The sequence below is a fragment of the Mesobacillus selenatarsenatis SF-1 genome (assembly GCF_000813125.1).
GTDB lineage: Bacteria > Bacillota > Bacilli > Bacillales > Cytobacillaceae > Mesobacillus > Mesobacillus selenatarsenatis.
The window spans coordinates 20,737-41,254 of record NZ_BASE01000124.1 but is presented as its reverse complement, the minus strand read 5'-3'; the positions used below and the strand labels follow the sequence as shown (position 1 = coordinate 41,254).

Annotated in this window: 23 protein-coding genes and 1 other annotated feature; of the genes, 9 read left to right on the top strand and 14 right to left on the bottom strand. The window is 42.5% G+C overall.

All coding sequences use genetic code 11. The features are described 5' to 3' along the window. Positions 1-108 precede the first annotated feature (108 nt). Positions 109-1,698, top strand: coding sequence for a phosphoenolpyruvate carboxykinase (ATP) (pckA, locus tag TY49_RS22055; protein ID WP_041968043.1), 1,590 nt, complete (start codon positions 109-111; stop codon positions 1,696-1,698). 70 nt (positions 1,699-1,768) lie between these two features. On the opposite strand, the gene TY49_RS22050 is transcribed toward pckA, so the two are convergent. The 3 genes from TY49_RS22050 to TY49_RS22040 all read right to left on the bottom strand — a co-directional run bounded on the left by TY49_RS22050 (position 1,769) and on the right by TY49_RS22040 (position 3,990). Then, a complete protein-coding gene (locus tag TY49_RS22050; protein WP_041968042.1) occupies positions 1,769-2,773 on the bottom strand; it encodes a DUF3231 family protein in 1,005 nt (334 codons plus the stop codon). A gap of 157 nt (positions 2,774-2,930) precedes the next feature. After that, complete coding sequence (locus TY49_RS22045) at positions 2,931-3,173, bottom strand: DUF2584 domain-containing protein (RefSeq protein WP_023626888.1); 243 nt, start codon at positions 3,171-3,173, stop codon at positions 2,931-2,933. A 55-nt stretch (positions 3,174-3,228) separates the two neighbouring features. Continuing rightward, on the bottom strand, positions 3,229-3,990 hold the full coding sequence (locus TY49_RS22040) for an alpha/beta hydrolase family protein (RefSeq protein WP_232310504.1): 762 nt from the start codon (positions 3,988-3,990) through the stop codon (positions 3,229-3,231). Between the two features lie 139 nt (positions 3,991-4,129). On the opposite strand from TY49_RS22040, the gene TY49_RS22035 reads away from it, so the two are divergent. Genes TY49_RS22035 through TY49_RS22025 form a run of 3 tightly spaced genes read left to right on the top strand, consistent with a single transcriptional unit; the run spans position 4,130 to position 6,705 of the window. Then, on the top strand, positions 4,130-5,125 hold the full coding sequence (locus TY49_RS22035) for an ABC transporter substrate-binding protein (RefSeq protein WP_041968040.1): 996 nt from the start codon (positions 4,130-4,132) through the stop codon (positions 5,123-5,125). 16 nt (positions 5,126-5,141) lie between these two features. Then, on the top strand, positions 5,142-5,918 hold the full coding sequence (locus TY49_RS22030) for an ABC transporter ATP-binding protein (RefSeq protein ID WP_041968039.1): 777 nt from the start codon (positions 5,142-5,144) through the stop codon (positions 5,916-5,918). Next, entirely contained in the window at positions 5,899-6,705 is an 807-nt protein-coding gene (locus TY49_RS22025; RefSeq protein ID WP_439646188.1) for an ABC transporter permease, read from the top strand. Before TY49_RS22030 ends, TY49_RS22025 begins: the two co-directional genes overlap by 20 nt. A 215-nt stretch (positions 6,706-6,920) precedes the next feature. On the opposite strand, the gene ytkD is transcribed toward TY49_RS22025, so the two are convergent. Further along, positions 6,921-7,388 carry an RNA deprotection pyrophosphohydrolase gene (gene ytkD, locus TY49_RS22020; RefSeq protein WP_041968037.1) on the bottom strand — a complete coding sequence of 156 codons (468 nt, stop codon included), beginning with the start codon at positions 7,386-7,388 and terminating at the stop codon, positions 6,921-6,923. Positions 7,389-7,474: 86 nt separating this feature from the next. Next, positions 7,475-7,795, bottom strand: a complete 321-nt coding sequence (locus TY49_RS22015) for a hydrolase (RefSeq protein ID WP_041968036.1) — start codon at positions 7,793-7,795, stop codon at positions 7,475-7,477. Between the two features lie 254 nt (positions 7,796-8,049). Between TY49_RS22015 and TY49_RS22010 the strand changes: the two genes are divergently transcribed. Then, positions 8,050-8,307 (top strand): DUF6154 family protein, encoded by a 258-nt coding sequence (locus TY49_RS22010; protein WP_041968035.1) that lies wholly within the window; start codon positions 8,050-8,052, stop codon positions 8,305-8,307. 278 nt (positions 8,308-8,585) lie between these two features. On the opposite strand, the gene TY49_RS22005 is transcribed toward TY49_RS22010, so the two are convergent. Next, complete coding sequence (locus TY49_RS22005) at positions 8,586-9,026, bottom strand: Dps family protein (protein WP_041968052.1); 441 nt, start codon at positions 9,024-9,026, stop codon at positions 8,586-8,588. 134 nt (positions 9,027-9,160) lie between these two features. On the opposite strand from TY49_RS22005, the gene ytzI reads away from it, so the two are divergent. Continuing rightward, a complete protein-coding gene (gene ytzI / locus TY49_RS24405; RefSeq protein ID WP_084135577.1) occupies positions 9,161-9,328 on the top strand; it encodes a YtzI protein in 168 nt (55 codons plus the stop codon). A gap of 51 nt (positions 9,329-9,379) precedes the next feature. Beyond that, complete coding sequence (gene yidD, locus TY49_RS22000; RefSeq protein ID WP_041968034.1) at positions 9,380-9,634, top strand: membrane protein insertion efficiency factor YidD; 255 nt, start codon at positions 9,380-9,382, stop codon at positions 9,632-9,634. Between the two features lie 3 nt (positions 9,635-9,637). Here the strand turns inward: yidD and TY49_RS21995 are convergent, their stop codons facing one another. Then, the gene (locus tag TY49_RS21995; RefSeq protein ID WP_041968033.1) at positions 9,638-10,201 is read right to left on the bottom strand and encodes a beta-class carbonic anhydrase; all 564 of its coding nucleotides are present in this window, start codon (positions 10,199-10,201) and stop codon (positions 9,638-9,640) included. A 222-nt stretch (positions 10,202-10,423) separates the two neighbouring features. Here TY49_RS21995 and TY49_RS21990 point away from each other — a divergent pair, with 222 nt between their 5' ends. Both TY49_RS21990 and TY49_RS24400 read left to right on the top strand, forming a co-directional pair. Continuing rightward, positions 10,424-11,446, top strand: a complete 1,023-nt coding sequence (locus tag TY49_RS21990; protein WP_041968032.1) for a metal ABC transporter solute-binding protein, Zn/Mn family — start codon at positions 10,424-10,426, stop codon at positions 11,444-11,446. Between the two features lie 116 nt (positions 11,447-11,562). Next, positions 11,563-11,718, top strand: coding sequence for a DUF1540 domain-containing protein (locus TY49_RS24400; RefSeq protein ID WP_084135575.1), 156 nt, complete (start codon positions 11,563-11,565; stop codon positions 11,716-11,718). A gap of 30 nt (positions 11,719-11,748) precedes the next feature. On the opposite strand, the gene TY49_RS21985 is transcribed toward TY49_RS24400, so the two are convergent. From TY49_RS21985 to menB, 7 genes are all read right to left on the bottom strand, one after another. Further along, positions 11,749-12,381: a CPBP family intramembrane glutamic endopeptidase gene (locus TY49_RS21985; RefSeq protein WP_041968031.1), complete on the bottom strand. Its 633-nt coding sequence runs from the start codon at positions 12,379-12,381 to the stop codon at positions 11,749-11,751. 6 nt (positions 12,382-12,387) lie between these two features. Then, a complete protein-coding gene (locus TY49_RS21980) occupies positions 12,388-13,206 on the bottom strand; it encodes an alpha/beta fold hydrolase (protein ID WP_041968030.1) in 819 nt (272 codons plus the stop codon). Positions 13,207-13,301: 95 nt separating this feature from the next. After that, a complete protein-coding gene (gene metG / locus TY49_RS21975; protein ID WP_041968029.1) occupies positions 13,302-14,939 on the bottom strand; it encodes a methionine--tRNA ligase in 1,638 nt (545 codons plus the stop codon). Positions 14,940-15,020: 81 nt separating this feature from the next. After that, positions 15,021-15,294: a binding site (T-box leader), on the bottom strand. A 102-nt stretch (positions 15,295-15,396) separates the two neighbouring features. After that, on the bottom strand, positions 15,397-16,611 hold the full coding sequence (hmpA, locus tag TY49_RS21970) for an NO-inducible flavohemoprotein (protein ID WP_041968028.1): 1,215 nt from the start codon (positions 16,609-16,611) through the stop codon (positions 15,397-15,399). A 430-nt stretch (positions 16,612-17,041) separates the two neighbouring features. Continuing rightward, positions 17,042-18,151, bottom strand: a complete 1,110-nt coding sequence (gene menC, locus TY49_RS21965; protein ID WP_156972750.1) for an o-succinylbenzoate synthase — start codon at positions 18,149-18,151, stop codon at positions 17,042-17,044. Then, positions 18,135-19,625, bottom strand: coding sequence for an o-succinylbenzoate--CoA ligase (locus TY49_RS21960; protein ID WP_041968026.1), 1,491 nt, complete (start codon positions 19,623-19,625; stop codon positions 18,135-18,137). The genes menC and TY49_RS21960 overlap by 17 nt, the downstream gene beginning before the upstream one ends. Positions 19,626-19,695: 70 nt before the next feature. Then, positions 19,696-20,514 carry a 1,4-dihydroxy-2-naphthoyl-CoA synthase gene (gene menB, locus TY49_RS21955; protein WP_041968025.1) on the bottom strand — a complete coding sequence of 273 codons (819 nt, stop codon included), beginning with the start codon at positions 20,512-20,514 and terminating at the stop codon, positions 19,696-19,698. Positions 20,515-20,518 lie beyond the last annotated feature (4 nt).

Here is a 20,518-nt window from a genome sequence, read left to right as displayed (position 1 = left end):
TAATTTTTCGAGTCATTAGTATAGATTAATTAAACAAATGTGTTATACTAATAGCGAGATGTAAACACTTACAAAATATTAAACTTTTAAAAAGGAAGGTATTCTCCGATGAATGTTGTAGGAATATCAAATGAACTTTCAGCATTATTAAAAGGAAGCAATGTAAAGGTGCAGTTATCTGTTCCTCAGCTTGTTGAAAAAGTCCTGAACCGAAACGAAGGGCTCCTGACTTCAACTGGTGCTGTAAGAGCAACCACTGGTAAGTATACTGGCCGCTCACCTAAAGATAAATTCATTGTAGAGGAAGAATCGGTAAAAGACAAAATTGACTGGGGTTCTGTTAACCAGCCGATTTCCGAGGAATCTTTCACAAAACTATATAATAAGGTATTGAATTTCCTTAAAGAAAAAGAAGAAGTATTTGTATTCAAAGGATTTGCGGGTGCTGATAAGAAATACCAGCTTCCGATCCAGGTAATCAATGAATACGCGTGGCACAACCTTTTCGCACATCAATTGTTCATCCGACCAACGGAGGAAGAGCTTGTTGATCATGAATCTGAATTCACGGTTATATCTGCTCCAACTTTCAAGGCGGATCCTAAAGTTGATGGAACAAATTCCGAGACATTCATCATTGTTTCTTTTGAACAGCGCGTCGTGTTGATCGGCGGAACAGAATACGCTGGTGAAATGAAGAAGTCGATTTTCTCCGTGATGAACTATTTGCTGCCTGAAAATGGCATCCTTTCTATGCACTGCTCCGCAAACGTGGGACGCGAAGGCGATGTTGCATTGTTCTTCGGTCTTTCCGGAACAGGAAAGACAACTTTGTCTGCTGATAACAACCGACGTTTGATTGGTGATGACGAACATGGCTGGTCAGCTAATGGCGTTTTCAACATCGAGGGCGGATGCTACGCGAAGTGCATTAGCTTGTCCAAGGAAAAAGAACCGCAAATTTATGACGCGATCCGTTTCGGTTCTGTCCTTGAAAATGTCGTTGTTGATGATGAAACCCGGGTTGCGGATTATGATGACGGCAGCTTGACTGAAAATACACGTGCAGCTTATCCAATCCAGGCAATCGATAACATCGTGGACCCAAGCATTGCCGGACATCCAAACGCGATTGTATTCCTTACTGCCGATGCTTTTGGAGTATTGCCTCCAATCGCCAAACTAACGAAGGAACAGGCAATGTACCATTTCTTGAGCGGCTATACATCAAAGCTTGCTGGAACTGAGCGTGGCATCACTTCACCTCAGGCAACGTTCTCGACTTGCTTCGGTTCACCTTTCCTTCCGCTTGCAGCCACAAGATATGCGGAAATGCTCGGTGAAAAAATCGACGAGCACAACGCGAAGGTATTCCTTGTGAACACAGGCTGGACAGGAGGAGAGTATGGCACCGGCAGCCGCATGAAGCTTGCTTACACTCGCGCAATGGTCCAGGCAGCACTTGAAGGCGAACTGAACAATGTCGAAACCGTCAAAGACGAAATTTTCGGCCTGGATATCCCGTCACACGTACCTGGTGTACCTGACGACGTCCTCCAGCCAGTCAAAACATGGAGCGACAAGGAAGCCTACTACGCAAAAGCAAACGAACTTGCAGGCAAGTTCCGTGAAAACTTCAAGAAGTTCTCAAACGTACCGTCCGAGATTGAAGAAAAAGGCGGTCCGACAGCGAAATAATCATAAAAGGCCATTTCCGATTGGAAATGGCCTTTTTCTTTTCTCCTGTCTATTGGTTGCCTATTTATACCTAATTACGTCTGTTTCTTAATGCTTCCCTGTCAACATTTTGTGGAGGCTGTTCCATCCATCTGTTATTAATCATTATTTTAATACCGTCATTTGCATATTGAAGGATTTCAGTCACAAGTCTCGTGTAGTGTCCGCCTAAATCTTTTCTAAGGCTCGCCCCAATTGCTGTTCCGTAGCCACCAACACTGATAGCACTTAAACTATTGGTTTGAAACATCATCAGCTTATCTGAAAAAGGCGGATCAATTGATTGAGATATCGCTGAATCCCAGGTGGTTGGAAGCGGAACTCCATCCTGTATTAAAATTCTCCTAAATACGGTCTCATGCTTAGCCGCTATTTCAGTACCTCTTTCCATAAACTTTCGTACCTCTTGTGATTGGGCTGTTTGCGAAAAACCAGCCAAAAATGTTCTGCCAATGGAATTTGTCTCTGTATTTTTAGATATATGAGCTAGTTCCACAGCGGTTAGTGGCCGATGTCTTCCAATTAAACTGGACAAGAATGATTCGTCCTGAAGGTATTCTGCTTTCTCCATTGGAGGGATTGTTGGCGAGCGTACGAATGTACCTTTTTTTAAAAGTAAGTCGCAAGAATCATTATAAAGCTTCATAAAAATCGCAGAAGTCTTCGAAAATAATTCTCTTACATCATTCCTTGCCAATACTTCCAGAAATGCTGCTGATGCCACAGTCCCTGCGGAAGCCATATATTTAATATATCGCAAGGCAAAAAGATCTGAATACACTCGGCCTGCCTTTGAATTTATGTCTTCCTGAGTAAAACCGATAGGCAGTGCATGTTGATCTTTTTCAAAAATGGATTTGACTTGATCTACTACAAATTTGGTATTTGATAACGTGTCATTTATAATTTCGGTCATTGAGGTATCTTCATTAACCTTTGCAAAATGCTGGACGATACAGTGTGCCATTGAGTTTTGCATGTACGCTCCCCACATCGCAGCAACCTCTGATGAAGTCAATTGAGGGTTATGTTCCATTTCAATTCATAACTCCTTCTTTTTCTCCTTATTTTCGGGTTAAAAAAGAGATATTATTCGTTAATAACTGTTCAGCTATCTAAGAACTGTTATTAAAAGAGACTAAACTCAAAAGAATGACTGTAAAGAAAAAAACAGAGCACAATATGTGCCCTGCTTAGTTAGTGGAGTTCAAGGAAATTAACTGATACGTAAGTGTTGTAGTGTTTTCTGTCCATTCTACTTTCTTGATGACACCTGTTCCGGTAAGGTCACCTTCAATTGTCTTTTTGACTTCAAGTGGAATGTCAACTGGATAAAGCCTGTAGCCTTCCTTTGTCAGAGAGAAGAAATTGTCTTCGAGCCGCTTTTCCCGACCCTTTGTCACGATCATTGTATTCAACTCTAATGGCATCCCCATTGTACTCGCTCCTCTATTGTTCATCATTAATATCACTTTCATTTTATCATTCTTGCTACTGTGATTTCATCCAATTCGTTAAGTCGGACACAACTTTCCGGTTCATTACTGGCGGAAAGTAATGTGTGTAGTCATCAAAATACCAGCTTTCGACAGGCTTGTCCAACTCTTTTAACCGTTTCTCAATCCGATAAGAGTGCTCAACCGACACATTGCGGTCGTTCCGGCCGTGAATCAGCAGCACCGGTGCTTTCAGGTTTTCGATATCGTATAAAGGCGTACGGAACTTATAGCGGTTCGGCACCTTTTTCGGTGATCCGCCGATTACCCTTTTCATCATCCTGCGCAAGTCTTTTCTCTCTACATACGTTAAAAACATATCCGTTACCCCTCCCCAGGTAACGACCGACGCTGTCTCTGGATATTTAATGGCAGTCAGCAAAGCCATCAACCCGCCGCGTGAAAATCCAAAGACATGAGTCCTTTCAACCCATGGCAATGATTGCAGCAGCGTGAATCCTGCAAATGCATCGACTCGGTCATCGCCTCCGAAGTCCTCATCTCCTTCGCCTCCCTGATTCCCACGGTAAAAAGGAGCGAAAACAGTGAAGCCTTCTGAAGCGAATTGGGCAATCCGAGCTGGCCGCACCTTTCCTACATTTTTGATTCCACCCCGAAGATACAGGAATCCTTCAGTTCCGCTCCCGTCAATCGGCTTGGCCAGAAGTCCTTTGACCCGCAGCCCGCCTGCATAGTAGGTCACCATTTGCAGCTCGACTGCCGGATTGGGGGAAGGAAATTTGTTAGCTGAGATCATTATTCCGTCTTTTTCCAAAGCAAACACTCCTCTCTTATATGAAATTCTATAAATTTGGTTCCTGGGCATTCACACATTTTTAGGGAATTCATACGATACTGTAAGCCCAATTTAATACAGATTTTTAGGAGGCATCATTATGAAAAAATGGTTCAAAGCTGGTTTTGCTTTATTTATGGTGGCTGTACTTATTATACCTCTAGCAGCCTGCGGTCAAGACAAGGTACAGACTGTCAAAGTTGCAGAGGTAACACGTTCAATCTTCTATGCCCCTCAATATGTTGCCCTTGAAAAAGGATTTTTTGAGGAGGAAGGGTTGAAAGTTGAATTGACGACAACATGGGGCGGCGACAAGACCATGACAGCCGTACTCTCGAATGCAGCAGATATTGGACTCGTTGGTTCAGAGACATCCATATACGTTTATGCCCAGGGATCAAATGACCCGGTCATCAACTTTGCCCAGCTGACGCAAACAGATGGCACCTTTCTTGTATCCAGAGAAAAAATCAATGATTTTTCATGGGATCAGTTAAAAGGAGCGACCTATCTCGGCCAGCGCACGGGCGGAATGCCGCAAATGGTCGGTGAATTCGTGCTCAAGAAACACGGCATCGATCCAAAAGAAGATTTAGAGATGATCCAAAATATTGATTACGCGAATATTCCCAATGCCTTCGCTTCCGGAACTGGTGACTTCGTCCAGCTATTCGAGCCGCAGGCCAGCATGTTTGAATTGGAAGGCATAGGCCATATCGTCGCTTCTTTCGGAACAGAGTCCGGTCATGTACCATATACCACATTTATGGCCAAACAAAGCTACATGAAGAAAAACCCGGAGACAATCGAAAAATTCACCCGCGCAATCCATAAAGCACAGAAGTGGGTGGAATCACACAGTGCCAAAGAAACAGCCGAGGTTATCCAGCCATTCTTTAAAGATACAGATTTGTCGCTGATCGAAACGGTTGTTGATCGATACAAGAGCCAGGGATCATACGCAACTGACCCGATTCTAGATGAAGAGGAATGGAAAAACCTGCAGGACATCATGGATGAGGCAGGAGAACTTCCTGAGGAAGTCAGCCATGACACCTTAGTCAACACAGAGGTGGCAGAAGATATCATGAAATAACAGGAGGTTGCAGCCAATGGACTTTTTGACATTAACAGGGATCCAGCACACTTATTTCACACAAACAACCGCTGTCAATGCTTTGAATAATATCTCACTTCATGTCCAGGAAGGTGAGTTTGTTTCCTTCCTGGGTCCGAGCGGCTGCGGCAAGACAACGCTGCTTTCAATTATCGCCGGGCTGATTGAGCCTACTGACGGACAGGTAAAACTGGAAGGGAAATCAGTCAAGGATTCTGCAAATCAAACCGGATATATGCTGCAGCAGGATTATTTATTTCCTTGGAAAACAATTGAGGAAAATATCTTTCTCGGCTTGAAGATTAGCGGAACTTTGAAAGATACCAAAAAGGCTGAGGTTTTATCGCTGCTAAAGCAAATGGGTTTGGAAAATGTAGAAAAGCATTATCCAAAACAGCTCTCCGGCGGAATGCGCCAGCGTGTCGCACTGGTAAGGACACTGGCAACAGAACCTAAGCTGCTCATGCTCGACGAACCTTTTTCCGCATTGGACTATCAAACGAAATTAAAGCTCGAAGACCTGGTGTCAAACACCTTTAAAACTTTCGGAAAAACCGCGATTCTCGTAACACATGATATCGGAGAGGCGATAGCAATGAGCGACCGGATCTTTTTGTTTTCACCAAGACCAGGACGCCTGCACAGGACCTTTATCATTCCCGATGAGCTAAGGAACTTGAGTCCTTTCGAGGCCAGGAATCACCCTTTATACAATGAACTGTTCCAGACAGTATGGAAGGAGTTGGAGTCAATTGAACCAGAAGAAAACTGAACTCCTCCATCAAGAATATCTAAAAAAGTTAAATCGCGAGCGAAAAGTCGTCCGCATCTATCAATTGCTGATTTTCATAGCCTTTTTTGCTCTATGGGAAATCTCAAGCCAGCAAAAGTGGATCGACCCGCTCCTATTCAGTTCACCATCGAAAATCTGGAATATGCTAATCGTTAAGACGATGGATGGTTCCCTGGCTGTAAACCTTGGAGTGACATTGGCTGAAACCGTACTTGGATTTATCCTCGGTACACTCACAGGTACAATACTCGCAGCAATATTATGGTGGTCTCCGCTGCTTTCCAGGATTTTGGATCCATACCTTGTAATATTGAATTCCATGCCAAAGGTTGCGCTTGGCCCGATATTGATTGTTGCGCTTGGCACCAATATGACTTCGATTATCGCAATGGGTGCAATCATCTCAGTAATCATCACGACAATCGTTGTGTATACCGCTTTTAAAGAGGTGGACCCAAATTATCTGAAGGTGCTGCAGACATTCGGAGCAACAAGGACACAGTGCTTTCGGGAGGCAATCTTGCCAGCATCTTTTCCTACCATCATTTCCACTTTGAAAGTGAATGTCGGCCTGAGCTGGGTAGGAGTCATTGTCGGGGAATTCCTCGTTTCGGCCCGGGGTCTCGGATATATGATTATCTACGGTTTCCAGGTTTTCAATTTCACGCTCGTGTTCCTGTCGCTGCTGGTCATCGCCGTGTTCGCAACCGTAATGTACCAGCTGGTCGAACTGCTTGAGAAGAAACTGATTAAAAGCAATCAATAACGAAGCCGGGATTATGATCCGGCTTCTTTACTGTCTCAAAAGTATCCCGCAAAAGTGAACTTGGTCGAAAAAAATCAGATTTTCGCCAATAAAGTTGTGAACTCCGCCAATAAAATCAGATTTTCGCCAATATATCAGAATCAGGGTTAAAAACAACAGTTAATTACGATGCGTTTTAACCAAATAACACAAAAAAAAGCGGCAATCAGCCACTTTTACAACTTTTTTTGCAAAAATTCAAGACTATGCTTGATCACATCGTCCTTCATGATAAAACTGTACTCGTCTTTCATTCTTTCCATCAGTAAATTGCCGCTTACCAGTACTGGGCCGCCTGTTTCCAGGTAATCATCCTGTGGTAAGATTCTTTCAACTTCACCGTAAAAAATTCTTTTTACAAATGAGTCCTCTTTATCACTAACCTGATACTCTCCAATGCTTATAAGCTTGTTTAAAACCGCGCCGGTCTCCTCCATAACTTCACGGCGGGCTACATCTTCCAATGTTTCACCTTTTTCCTTTTTGCCACCCGGAAACTCCAGACCTCTAACTTTATGCTTGGTCAAAAGCCATTCACCTTGATACTTACAGATGACCAACACGTGGCGTGCACTTTTTTCAAAGGCATTTTCCTGAAAGGATAAGGTCACCTCTCCGCCGTTAATATCTTTAAAATTTTCCATTAAAGTCTCCCCCGTCACTAACTCATGATCTAATTATATAGAAAATTAGAAAATGAATAAACCGCAGACATCTGTCTGCGGCTGTTCTATTTTTCAGGGAGGATCCCCATGCTTTCAATATGGTTCCTGGCTTCTTCATCGCCTAGTTTATGAATCATTTCATAGGTCTGGATCAGTTGTCTGTCGAGCGCATCATTCTCACGGTCATAATGGTATTGCACATATGGAACGTGCGCCCTCATGAAATTCTGCCAGCCTGTGGAATGGCTCTGATCGAATATTTCCCTCAACGCGGTGATTTCCTCGTCATTTGCCTCAATTTTAAAATTCCATGGAGATGCAGTTGAAACACTTTGAATCTCGCCATCACTGATGTTGATATAGTATGTTTTTTTGCCTTCTGGCATATGCCTCACCTCATGGATATCGTTCCCTGCGTCTATAATCGTTTATACTGAATATCTTTAAAATAAATAATTTTTTCTGCCCTCCAAATTACTCTTCAAGTTGTCTGTATGTTAAAATTAGACCAAATATAGATATAGATAAATCAGCAAACCCAACAGGAAAATACTTCAATTACAAGGCATATTTTTTCCGATGGAGGGTATTAAATAACTATAAGGAATTATGGACGATTAAGAAGGAGAGGTGAAATTTAATGAAACTGATTGATGAGCTATACGAACTATACCGTAATAAATTGACCGGTGATGAAGAGGATATCGATATGCTCGCTTTTGCCTTCCTTGAAGAGATGAGCCGTGAAGACTTATTGAAAATCATCCAGGACCTTGATAAACAGGAGCTTTATGATTTGATGGGCCTTTACTTGATCGAGAGCTTGAAGGGAAAGTTTGCCCAGGATGATTTCGGTGCACGGTCTGTCAATTCATATTCTTCCCGTAATGTGCACTAATCCTTGTAAATAACCATACATACAAACCGGCTGCGGGCCGGTTTTTCTTTTTGTCTTATTTCGTATAACACTGAAAAAAACTGGCCGAATTCGGCCAGTTTCCTTTGTAGAGAATTAGTTAAGCAAATATTTTATGTCCAGCTCCAGCGCCTAGCCCCTCGAGACGCTTGTCTAGCTGCGGCTCCTAACTCCTCGAGACGCTTCGGTCCTGCCAATGAAGTCAAAGAACGACTTCACTGTCAGGCTTGTCGGGGCTGACCAAGGCACTTCCGCTTTTCTTATCCTAGATAAGCCTTGAACATCCACATATGCTTGCGAAGGCTCATTTTCACTTCTGTCATCATATCCGCTGTAGCTGTATCTTCGGCTTTTTCTGCTAGTTCAATTGCTTCCTGGAGCTCGTCCACTATTGTGGCAAAGTCATCGTGCAATTGTTTGACCATGTCCTCTTCTTTTTCTGAACCTGATGCTTCTTTGATTGAGGATAATTCAAGATACTCTTTAAGCGTTGCAACAGGCTTTCCGTCCAATGCGAGAATTCTTTCGGCGAATTCATCAATGATTGTCGCTGCTTCGTTATAAAGTTCTTCGAATTTTACATGCAGCGTGAAAAAGTGCCGCCCTTTTACATACCAATGATAGTTGTGAAGCTTCGTGTAAAGAACCGTCCAGTTTGCAACTTGCTTATTAACCGCTTGGATTAAATCTTTTTGTGCCATAGTTATTTCATCCTCCCTTTTAGTCATAGTTTATATTCCCCTTTCTTCCTTATAAAAAACATGCTGCCAGCAACTTTTTACCTATATCCGAATAGAACATGCTACAATAATTTTGAAGCAAAGGAGGCCGTTTTATGTATACCGTTTTGATTATCTCAGTCATTATCGTTATCATTGTTTTAATATTAAGCGTAGTCACTACTTCAAAAGCATATCAGTATAAACATACTGTCGATCCGGTTGACAACAATAACAGCCTTGCAGATTCTAATGAACCAGAATCTTCGGATGAAAATAAATAAAAGGAGCTGCGACTCAGCTCCTTTTTAGAGTTTAAAGAAGGGATGAACACCATGTTAAAAAAAGCATTCATCGGCATCATTCGTTTTTATCAGGTTGTGATTTCGCCATTAAAGCCGCCTACATGCCGTTTTTACCCTACATGCTCCCATTACGGGCTTGAAGCGATTAAAAGATTCGGTCCCTTCAAAGGCGGTTGGCTGACGATTGTACGCATCCTTAAGTGCCAGCCTTTCCATCCAGGTGGCATGGACCCGGTTCCGGAAGAGTGGCCATCAAAGAAAAATGCTAAAGCTCATAACCATTAAAAATTACTTTTCATAACCATCGATCACCTGATCAAGCCTTCCCGTTGAAGGATCAATTACTAGACCATGGACCGGAACATCCTTAGGCATCAAGGGATGGTTTTTAACGATTTCAACACTGTGGGCAACGCTGTCCTTGACATTGTCGAAACCGTGAAGCCATTCCTCTACATTTATTCCCGAATAATTCAATGTTCCCAACATATCATCTGTAACACCGCGTTTTTTCATCTCATCAATCATGATGTCGGGCTTCATCCCGCTCATTCCGCAGTCGTAATGGCCAATGATCGCTACTTCCTCCGCCTGCAGCTGGTAAACAGCAACAAGAAGACTTCTCATGATACTTCCGAATGGGTGCATAATCAGGGCACCGGCATTCTTTACAATTTTCACATCACCATTGCGAATATTCAAAGCCCTTGGCAAAAGTTCAACAAGCCTTGTATCCATGCAAGTTAAAATAACCATCTTTTTATTCGGGAACTTGGTAGTCGTGAATTCTTCATATTTCTTTTCTGCTACAAATTTTTCATTAAAATCAAGGATTTCATCAAGCATTCTCATATATTCCTTCTCCTTTTAAAAATTTTCTTTCTAATAGAATACCGTAAAATGAACCTGAACCAAAATGTTTTACTTGATTTTGCCGTCATCCTTTTGTATGATACATAAGGTAAATCGTAACCATTACGAATTAATATTTTTGAATATGAAAAGAAAACTAATAACAAATAAACTCCATTTCCTAAATCGTAATGAGTCCGTTTTGACTATCAGGAGGCACATATGAAAAAAACTGCATTTATTTTATCTTTATTTATGGTCATTGCTGCTTTTCTAAGCGGCTGTGGGCAGGATGCTACTGATCAAGAGAAGAACGCTGACCTGCTTCAAGTCTATACCACTGTATATCCACTCCAATTTTTCGCACAGCAAATTGGCGGTGATTATGTAAATGTTGAAACCGTTTATCCACCGGGAGCAGATGAGCATACATTCGAGCCCTCCCAAAAAGATATGATGGCACTGGCAGACGCAGACTTATTTTTCTATATCGGCCTGGGCCTAGAAGGTTTTGTTGATAAAGCCAGCAAGACACTTAAAAATGAAGATGTAAAAATGGTACCGGTTAGTGAGTCTTTGCACCTGGATGAGAATGACGAACATCAAGACGAGGCACACAACGAGGATGGCTCGGCTCAAGAAGGTCATGATGAAGAAGGTCATGACGAGGAAGAACATGCTGATGAAGAGCATGCAGATAAGGATGGGCATGATCACGGAGATCTCGACCCTCACGTCTGGCTTGATCCGATTTACGCAAACGAGCTGGCACTTGCAATCAAAGAACAATTAGCCGAAAAGATGCCTGAGCATAAAGATACTTTCGAACAGAATTACACAGAGCTGACTGCACAACTAAAGGACCTTGACAAGGAATTCTCAAAGGTTATTGGTTCAGCCAAGCGCAAGGAAATCCTTGTATCACACTCTGCCTTTAGTTATTGGGAGGAGCGTTACGGAATCCAGCAAATCAGCATTTCTGGCCAATCAACTACTAATGAGCCATCTCAAAAAGAGCTTCAAAAGTTGATTACACACGCCAAAGATGAAAAAATTAAATACGTTTTGAACGAACAAAATTTCAATTCCAAGCTGGCAAAAATGGTCCAGGAAGAAATCGGCGCAAAATCGCTGACACTTCACAATCTTTCCGTATTGACCGACGAAGATATTAATAATAAGGAAACTTATTTCACGTTAATGGAAAAAAATATCTCGACCCTTGAAAAGGCGTTGAATGAATAAACACGGTTGCCTCCCTTATTGGGAGGCATTTTTTGCTTCCTGATTTTAGCTGGAATCACGATCCCCTTTTCGTTGCATGCTAAGATTGTATCAACCAAAAAAGGAGTGGTACACCGATGGCAAAAGATGTCTTATGCGAAGTCAACAACTGTCATTATTGGAAAGACGGAAACCTCTGCAGCGCAGATAAAATCTATGTAGTCAGCCATTCCGGCGAGCAAGCCGACAACAGCCGCGAAACAGACTGCAAAACGTTTGAAGCGTTAAGTTAATGGATAAGACCGGGGTTTTGCCCGGTCTTTTTACCTGACTAAAAACCAATATACAAGGATGATTCCCATGTCACTCAATACATGCCCTATTATGGCTGCTGTAATGGTACCTGTTTTTTCTCTGATGCAGCCCCAGAATATGCCTGCAATGAAGACTGGGATAGCTGCAACAATTCCAAATATACCCGAAAAAATTGGAATAACAGAGAGAAAATGATACAGCGTGTAGAATGCAGATGTCATGAAAATTGTATATTTAGCTGTGCCTTCCAATCTCAGCTTCTCAAAGATATAACCTCTCCAGTAAACTTCTTCCAAAACTGGATTAACCACCAGCAGAATTAGAACGAGCCAAACCTCACCTCGTGAAGAAAAACCCCATTCCCATAATAAAACCCGTAGCTGATCAATATCCAATAGATAAATATGAAGCCAGTTTACCCCACCAAAAATGAACAGTAAAAAGAGCAGCCCGCTGCCAATTCCCAATAAAGCATCCTTCCTGGACGTTTTGAACTTTTCCCAGTGAACTCCACCACCAAGCAAAGGCACTGCAAGAAGCCAGCTATAGAAAAGCAAAAACGCAACAATTACACTCTCCAGCAATTGAAGGCCTATGAAAATCATGAGCGTTGGTCCAACTAAAAGGAAAATTTTCTTCATAACCACCTACCCCAGTCCTGCTTCCTTCTCTTTGTTATTTTCCCTTTTATACTTTTCATTGAGTGGCTTTAAAAAGGTGTCGACAATCGCATTGAATTCCGGATAAGACCTTGACGGCAGCTGGTGCGTTCCCCCCTTTATATACACTACTTGAGTCTGCGGGGCTTTTTTTTGAAAAGGAATGCGGTACCGGTGCATCGGCTTTTCTAAAGTTCCGTATATAAGAAGGATAGGAATATCGAGCTTATGTAGCTGGCTGCTGGAATCATATTGAAGCCCTGATTGAATATATTCATACGACCGCTGAGCATCAGAGCGCCGCGCTAGCTCAAATATCTCTTTTTCATCTTCCTGGTCACATTGGTGAAACTTTGCCTGCCATTTTGCAGCAAGAGACACTTGAGCAAATTGAACCATTAGCTGCACAAACTTGATAATAAGCTTCGGGATAAGGGTATCTATTTTAGAAAAACCCCCTGACAAAATTAACGCTTCCGACCGTTCAGGGTATTTCAATGCAAATTCCTGGGCAACTAATCCGCCTTGAGAATAGCCGCAGAGCACCACTTTCTGAACACCTATTTCGTCTAGCAACTTTTTTAAATCATCAGCGAGTCCAGCAATACTTATAGATTTGTTTCCCTTCGAACTGCGGCCATGCCCGGCCAGGTCGAAAAAGATGGTCTTATAGCGATTGGACAGAGCCTCCTGATACTTAAAAACATTGTGCCCCATCACAAAAGGATGAAGGAACACAACAGGCAGCCCGTCACCTTTTATATGATAGTAAAGAGAGAGAGAGTCATCGATTTTGACAAACGGCATAAAAGTTTCACCCCTTTATGCTCCATTTACCCGAATATTTGATACGCAAAAACAGCGCAGAAATTTACTTATGCCTTCAAGACAAGCAGGTTAAATTAAATTCTTTCACGCCGCTTCAACTCTTCAAGCTCTTTGTTGATCTTATCCTTGTCAATTCGTTCAAATAATGGCTCGACGGGAGTTAATATTTGTGGCTTTACTAGTAACGGTTCCCAGCTTTGTTCCGTTATTTGCAGCATACCTTTAATCCTTTCGCTTGAAAAAGGAAGGAATGGTGCCAGTATATTGGCCAGGTTTCCGATAATATATACACAGTCTGCAATAGTCTGCTTGCATGCTTCAACATCTTCGTGAATCTGCTTCCATGGTTGTTGCTCATCGAAATATTTATTTGAATATCTCACTAGTTCAAACACTTTTTCCAGAGCTTTTTTAAAACTAGCGCTTTCAATGTTTCGTCCTGTTTCTTCGTATAGAAGATTAACCCTCTCTACCATTTCTTTATTTATCTCTTTTTCTAGAAGAACGCCACCATATGATTTTTGTATGAATTTCAAAGTCCGATTCACAAAGTTCCCATATGCTCCCAGCAGTTCACTATTGTGACTGTAGATGAACTCCTTCCATGAAAAATCAGCATCCCGGTTTTCCGGTGCATTGATAGTCAGGAAGTAGCGGATTGAATCAGGATTGTACCATTCTATGATATCCGGGATCCAAACTGCCCAATTTCTGCTCGTGGACAATTTTTTCTTTTCCAATGTGAGATATTCATTAGAGACGATGTGGGTTGGCAGTGCTTCTATGCCAAGTCCTTTAAGGATACCTGGCCAAATAATCGAATGGAATGGGATGTTATCTTTCCCGTGAACGTAATAAGACTTGGCAGCGGGATCCCAAAATGCCGCGTCATCCTGGTTGGCTTGTTCAGCCCAGAGCTTGCTTGCTGAGTAGTAACCCGAAACCGCCTCAATCCAAACATAAATTTTCTTCTCTTCATAACCCTTTACCGGCACGCTTACGCCATTAGACAAATCCCTTGAAACAGCCCGGTCCTGCAAACCTTCATGCAAGTATCTCTTCGTTAATGAAATGGCGTTCTCTCTCCATAGCTGATTCTCTTCGGCTTCCTGTGTATAAATCTCCAGGTCACTTTGAAAAGAGCTTAACGCAAAGTAAAAATGCTCTGTTGTTCTCGTTGTTGGCGGATTGCCGCAAATTTTGCACTTTCTCTCCAGTAAATCCAGCGGCTCAAGCACGCTTGAGCATTGATCACATTGATCACCTCGAGCGTTCGCCCCGCATTTCGGACAATTTCCTTCAACATATCGGTCAGGCAAAAACTGCTGGTCCTGTTCACAATACGTTTGTTCAATCTCTTTTTTATAAATTAACCCTTTATCAAGCAGCTTCAGAAAGATTTCCTGGACGACTTTATGGTGATGTGCTGTATCCGTTCTTGTGTAGATGTCATAAGAGAACCCAAGCTTCGAAAAACTGTCTGTGAACTCGTGGTGGTATCTGTCTGCGATTTCCTTTGGTGACACGCCTTCTTGCTTCGCTCTTATTGTAATAGGCGTTCCATTGCAATCGCTGCCTGATACATACAAAACTTTCTCGCCTTTCATTCGATAATATCTCGCTAAAATATCCCCCGGCAACAGGCTCGAAATATGCCCTAGATGCAAAGATCCATTAGCATAAGCCCAGGCTCCTCCGATAAAAATACCCATTTTAATGACCTCCTTAGAATTCGTGTCTCTTTTTAAAAAAAGTGCCTATAAAAAATAAAAACCCCGCCCTTAACTGCAATAGTTAAGGACGAGGTTTGGAATCCCACGTGTTACCACCTTATTTCGCAAATAGTTCACACTATTCGCCTCAGCAAGTACGGAGCAAAAAGCTTGCTCTTATACTGTGACATTGATAACGAGTGCCAAATCTCGCCGAATCCTACTTATGCAAAAAGGCACGTTCAGGACGGAGCTCAGAGACCATTTTTCAAATGCCTGTTTTTGCTTCTTTTCAGCTGCCGAAGCTCTCTGTAAAAAACAAGGACAATTTACTTTTTCTCTTCATCGCTTTTAAAAGTTATTAATCAGTATTCTATTCAGAATTTTCCAGGAAGTCAATAACATTTTTGATAATATAGTAAAAAACTCCCTCCATTATGAAGGGAGCTGAGCAATATTAAACTTCAAGGCTTGCCATTGGTCCGAAGAATTCGAAGTGGATTCTGTCATCTGTGACGCCAAGGTCTTTTAACGCTGCGTTGATTGCTTTCATGAATGGTACCGGGCCGCAGAAATAGAAGTCAGATTGAGCAATATCCACATTTTCTTTTAGCCATTCTTTCGTAATATAACCTTCTACATCAAAGCTGCTGTTCTCGCGGTCTTCTTCAGTTGGCTGATCGTAGAATACCACTGAATTCACCTTTGCTTTTGCAGCTGTGGAAGCTACTTCGTCTTTAAGTGCATGGACTTTGCCGTTTTGAGCTGCATGGATGAAGGTAACTTCTTTTTCCGGCTGAAGGTCTGCAACTGTGTTAAGCATGCTAACCATTGGAGTCAGACCAACACCACCGCTTATCAATACAACTGGCGTGACCTTTTCTGTATCAAGGAAGAAGTCACCAGCAGGAGCGCTAATTTGCAGGACTTCGCCTTCTTCTACACTACTGTGCAGGTAGTTGGATACCTTGCCATCTGGAGTCTCCAAGCCAGCTTCCTTTTTAACGCTGATACGGTAGTAGCTTTTACCAGGTGCATCTGACAAGCTGTACTGGCGGATATGAGTGAAATCTTCTCCTTCGATTTCAAGCTTGACGCTGATATACTGTCCTGGCTTGAAGGCAGCAATTTCTTTTCCATCTACTGGCTTCAGGTAAAAAGAAGTGATGACTTCACTTTCCTCGACTTTGTTTCCAACAATAAATGGACGGAAGCCATCCCAGCCGCCTTTTTGGTTCGCTGCTGCATCATACATTTCCGCTTCAACCGAAATGAATGCGTCTGCAATTACTCCGTATGCATCAGCCCAGGCATTTATGATTTCGTCTGTAGCCGCATCACCAAGGACTTCTTTGATTGCAATTAGTAAATGCTTTCCAACAATCGGATAATGCTCAGGAAGGATGCCAAGGCTGCGGTGCTTATGGGCGATCTGGTTTACAACCGGCAGGATTGCTTCAAGGTTGTCGATGTATTTTGCAGCTGCATAGACAGTTCCAGCCAACGCTCTTTGCTGTTTTCCCTGCTTTTGGTTCGCATGGTTGAAAATATTTAAAAGTTCTGGATGATTTTCAAACATAGTTTTATAGAATACTGTCGTGATTTGTTCACCGTGAACTTCTAGAACCGGTACTGTAGATTTTATGATTTCAATTGTTTTTTGATCTAGCATAATATACACTCCCCTATGTCAATATCTACTCGTCGAGGTGTTTAACCTCATTCCCATAGTGATTATAATAAAATTTTTCAGCAGACTAAGTGATTCAAATCACACTATTGTAAAATAGTTCTTTTCAACTAGAGGTTTAACTTGAATTCCTATCAATTTCATTCAATTACCAGACAGAAGTACCTCAACTTTTGATACTGATTGTATTTTTTGATCAAAATCTTTGCCAAAAAGATTGCCAATCCTTTTTTATAGCTAAAAATTCATTTTTATAGCGAAATTCTCATTTATATAGCGAAAATTTATCTTTTATAGCGAAAAACAATTTTTTATAGCGAAATTATACTTTTTATAGCGAACTGGAAAATAGCGCTGATTTTTTCCAGCTTCAAAAAAAATAAAAGCACTGCCTAAGCAGTGCTCCTCCACTCTAAAATTCGAATATTTCTTCAAATACTGTAACTTCCTTCATTCGCTTTGTATTTAGTTTAAAGCCAATCCCAGGTCCTTCTGGCATTTTAATCATACCATCATAAACCGTGATTTCCGGCTGGATTATGTCTTTTTCCCAATAGCGATCAGAACCGGAGATATCTCCTGGTATCGTAAATCCAGGAAGCGACGCAAGAGCGATATTATGTGCTCTTGAAATCCCAAATTCAATCATTCCGCCTGCCCAGACTGGGATTCCTTTTGAAACACAATAATCGTGGATTCGCTTTGCTTCACCCAGTCCACCGACCCGGCCAATTTTAATATTGATTACTTTGCAGCTACCAAGATCGATTGCTTTCCTTACGTCTTCAAAAGTGACGATGCTTTCATCAAGGCATATAGGCGTCTTTATTTGAGATTGCAGTTTGGCATGGTCAATGATGTCGTCATATCCCAGCGGCTGCTCGATCATCAGCAAGCCGAAATCATCCAGTGCTTTTAAGCGGTCAACATCCTCCAAAGAGTAAGCAGAATTGGCGTCCGCCATCAACGGCAAGTCCGGGAACTGCTTACGAATTTCAGAGATATAATGTAAATCATCTTCCGGACTGATTTTTACTTTAACCCGCTTGAATCCTTGCTCCAGATAACCTTCAATTTGTTTCAGTGCCTCCGGTAGATTATTCCCTACAACCACACCCGCAGGGATCGATTCCATAGTTCCGCCAATCAGGTTCGATAATGGGATACCTTCTATTTTAGCCCGCAAATCCCATAATGCCGTTTCAAGCGCTGCCTTTGCCATATGATTCCGACGAACCGAGCTGAATAAGAGAGAGGCTTCTTCAGGATGACTTATCCCTTTTTTCCTCAAAAGAGGAATCAGAAAATTTTTCAGGACATGATACGAGGTCTGGACGGTCTCCTCCGTATACCATGGTGATGAAAAGGCGACACCTTCACCGTAGCCAATAAAACCATTACGGTCCTCAACCTCGACGATAATCGCTTCTCTCTCTGTCACTGAACCTAAATGGGTGGTGAACGGGTTTTTCAATGGCATTTTGACGATTGATAGTTTAACACCTTTAATGTCCAATAGCATCCCCCTCCGCTTCAAGCCACTCGCGTAGTTTGCGTCTTAATAATTTTTTCGCGGCATTCCTTGGCAGGTCTTCTACAAAGTAGAATTTTTTCGGAAGTTTGTATTTTGCAAGTTTCTCTTCACAAAGAGCCAACAATGCATCTTCAGAAATATCTGGATCGCTTTTCACAATAAAAGCCACAGGCACTTGTTGCCACTTTTCATCTGATGCCCCAATCACTCCAGCATCGGAAACCCCGGGATGTGAAAGCAGTACGCCTTCAATTTCGGCAGGATAGATGTTTTCACCTCCTGAAATGATTAAATCTGAGCGGCGATCAAGGACATAAAGGAAGCCTTCACTGTCCAAATAGCCGATATCACCTGTGTGAAGCCATTTATCCCGGATTTTATCAGCAGTTACATCTGGACGATTCAAATAGCCAATCGTCACATTTGGACCTTTGACCAGGATCTCTCCCTCGGCTCCCTGTGGAATATCCTGCTCATCAGAATCGACAATCCTGATCTGATTAGGGAATAAAGCTTTACCGGCAGAACCAAGGCGTTGAATGCTGTACTCCGGTGATAGAGTTGCAAATTGTGACGATGTTTCCGTCATTCCATATGTCTGGAACACAGGAATATCTTTATCAAGACATGCTTCTAGCAAAGGGAGCGGCGCAGGTCCACCGCCCAGCAGCATGCAACGGAAGGAGACCGGCAGTTTTTCTGAGCCAAGCTCCGCCAGGACTCTCCTCAACATCGTACTGACCACAGACATCACTGTAACTTGATATTTTCGAATATCCTCAATTACCTTTTTTTCTTCAAAAGAGGAATGAAGAATAACTGGCATTCCATATATCTGGCTTCTCATCAAAATAGAATAGCCGCTAATATGGAAGATAGGAACGGTACAGAGCCATTTATCATGTTCATGCAATCCAAGATTGAGAGCTGACGCGTTTGCGCTCCACCAATGGTTGCCATAAGTTTGCATAACACCCTTCGGATTGCCGGTCGTGCCTGATGTATACATGATCGTCGTTACTTCGTCTAAATTGTACTCTTCGAGAATAGTGACAGTCTTTTCCTGCAACTGGCTCCATTCATCAGAACTAATATTTCTTATGTCATAATTAATCTCTGACACTTTATCATTAAAGCGAGTCTCATATAACAATACTTTCGCTTCACTGTCACCAAGCTGCCATGACAGCTCTTCAGATGTAAGGCGATTGTTCAAAATAACCGTCCTGATTCCAGCCATTTGCAAGGCGTATAAAATAAACACAGATTCAGCCTGATTCGAAAACAGCACCGCTGCTGTTTCCCCTCTATTCAGACTGATTGCTCCCAGCTTCGCTGCATAGGACTTAGCCTTCTCAAAAACTTGTTTAAACGTATATGTATTCCCTTCGAAAATCAGTGCTTCGCGGTTCGGAGACAGATCCGCCCGCTTTTTCAGCCAGTTTGGCATGGTTTCAGTCATGGATGTCACCTCTTCTCTACATACTAAAACAGCTTGATGGAAGTCCATCAAGCTGTGGGTAAACTATAAATCAAGGGAATCTTGGGAACTGGCCGAAGTCAGGCTTGCGCTTTTCTTTGAACGCATCGCGGCCTTCTTTCGCTTCTTCTGTTGTGTAGTAAAGCAAAGTTGCGTCCCCTGCCATTTGCTGAAGTCCAGCAAGTCCATCAGTATCAGCGTTCATCGCAGCTTTCAGGAAGCGAAGCGCGGTTGGGCTCTTCTCAAGGATTTCCTCACACCACTTGAGTGTTTCCTCTTCAACCTGGTCAAGAGGTACAACTGTGTTGACAAGACCCATGTCCAAAGCTTCCTGGGCATTGTACTGACGGCATAAGAACCAGATTTCGCGAGCCTTTTTGTGACCGACGATTCTTGCAAGGTAGCCTGAACCGTAACCAGCATCGAAGCTTCCGACTTTTGGTCCAGTCTGGCCGAAAATTGCGTTATCTGCTGCAATAGTAAGGTCACATACAACATGAAGAACATGTCCCCCACCAATTGCGTACCCTTTAACCTGAGCGATTACCGGCTTAGGAATTACACGGATCAAACGCTGAAGGTCAAGGACATTCAAGCGAGGAATTTGGTCTTCACCAACGTATCCGCCATGTCCGCGCACTTTCTGGTCTCCACCGGAGCAGAATGCATCATCTCCAGCACCAGTCAGGACGATTACGCCAACACTGGCATCGTCGCGTGCATAAGCAAATGCATCGATCAATTCCATAACCGTTTTAGGACGGAATGCATTGCGCACTTCCGGGCGGTTAATGGTAATTCTGGCGATGCCATTATATGTTTCATACAGAATATCTTCATACTTGCGTTCTGAAACCCATTCAACTGTCATTAAG

What these genes read in the sequence shown, in the direction of transcription:
- TY49_RS22035 (WP_041968040.1), top strand. Translation starts at nt 4,130, where the DNA reads ATGAAAAAATGGTTCAAAGCTGGTTTTGCTTTATTTATGGTGGCTGTA.
- yidD (WP_041968034.1), top strand. Translation starts at nt 9,380, where the DNA reads ATGTTAAAAAAAGCATTCATCGGCATCATTCGTTTTTATCAGGTTGTG.
- ytzI (WP_084135577.1), top strand. Translation starts at nt 9,161, where the DNA reads ATGTATACCGTTTTGATTATCTCAGTCATTATCGTTATCATTGTTTTA.
- TY49_RS22050 (WP_041968042.1), bottom strand. Translation starts at nt 2,773, where the DNA reads ATGGAACATAACCCTCAATTGACTTCATCAGAGGTTGCTGCGATGTGG.
- TY49_RS22015 (WP_041968036.1), bottom strand. Translation starts at nt 7,795, where the DNA reads ATGCCAGAAGGCAAAAAAACATACTATATCAACATCAGTGATGGCGAG.
- TY49_RS24400 (WP_084135575.1), top strand. Translation starts at nt 11,563, where the DNA reads ATGGCAAAAGATGTCTTATGCGAAGTCAACAACTGTCATTATTGGAAA.
- metG (WP_041968029.1), bottom strand. Translation starts at nt 14,939, where the DNA reads ATGGGTATTTTTATCGGAGGAGCCTGGGCTTATGCTAATGGATCTTTG.
- menB (WP_041968025.1), bottom strand. Translation starts at nt 20,514, where the DNA reads ATGACAGTTGAATGGGTTTCAGAACGCAAGTATGAAGATATTCTGTAT.
- TY49_RS22040 (WP_232310504.1), bottom strand. Translation starts at nt 3,990, where the DNA reads ATGATCTCAGCTAACAAATTTCCTTCCCCCAATCCGGCAGTCGAGCTG.
- pckA (WP_041968043.1), top strand. Translation starts at nt 109, where the DNA reads ATGAATGTTGTAGGAATATCAAATGAACTTTCAGCATTATTAAAAGGA.
- TY49_RS21980 (WP_041968030.1), bottom strand. Translation starts at nt 13,206, where the DNA reads ATGCCGTTTGTCAAAATCGATGACTCTCTCTCTCTTTACTATCATATA.
- TY49_RS22005 (WP_041968052.1), bottom strand. Translation starts at nt 9,026, where the DNA reads ATGGCACAAAAAGATTTAATCCAAGCGGTTAATAAGCAAGTTGCAAAC.
- TY49_RS21990 (WP_041968032.1), top strand. Translation starts at nt 10,424, where the DNA reads ATGAAAAAAACTGCATTTATTTTATCTTTATTTATGGTCATTGCTGCT.
- TY49_RS21995 (WP_041968033.1), bottom strand. Translation starts at nt 10,201, where the DNA reads ATGAGAATGCTTGATGAAATCCTTGATTTTAATGAAAAATTTGTAGCA.
- TY49_RS21960 (WP_041968026.1), bottom strand. Translation starts at nt 19,625, where the DNA reads ATGACTGAAACCATGCCAAACTGGCTGAAAAAGCGGGCGGATCTGTCT.
- menC (WP_156972750.1), bottom strand. Translation starts at nt 18,151, where the DNA reads ATGCTATTGGACATTAAAGGTGTTAAACTATCAATCGTCAAAATGCCA.
- TY49_RS22010 (WP_041968035.1), top strand. Translation starts at nt 8,050, where the DNA reads ATGAAACTGATTGATGAGCTATACGAACTATACCGTAATAAATTGACC.
- TY49_RS22045 (WP_023626888.1), bottom strand. Translation starts at nt 3,173, where the DNA reads ATGGGGATGCCATTAGAGTTGAATACAATGATCGTGACAAAGGGTCGG.
- TY49_RS21985 (WP_041968031.1), bottom strand. Translation starts at nt 12,381, where the DNA reads ATGAAGAAAATTTTCCTTTTAGTTGGACCAACGCTCATGATTTTCATA.
- hmpA (WP_041968028.1), bottom strand. Translation starts at nt 16,611, where the DNA reads ATGCTAGATCAAAAAACAATTGAAATCATAAAATCTACAGTACCGGTT.
- TY49_RS22030 (WP_041968039.1), top strand. Translation starts at nt 5,142, where the DNA reads ATGGACTTTTTGACATTAACAGGGATCCAGCACACTTATTTCACACAA.
- ytkD (WP_041968037.1), bottom strand. Translation starts at nt 7,388, where the DNA reads ATGGAAAATTTTAAAGATATTAACGGCGGAGAGGTGACCTTATCCTTT.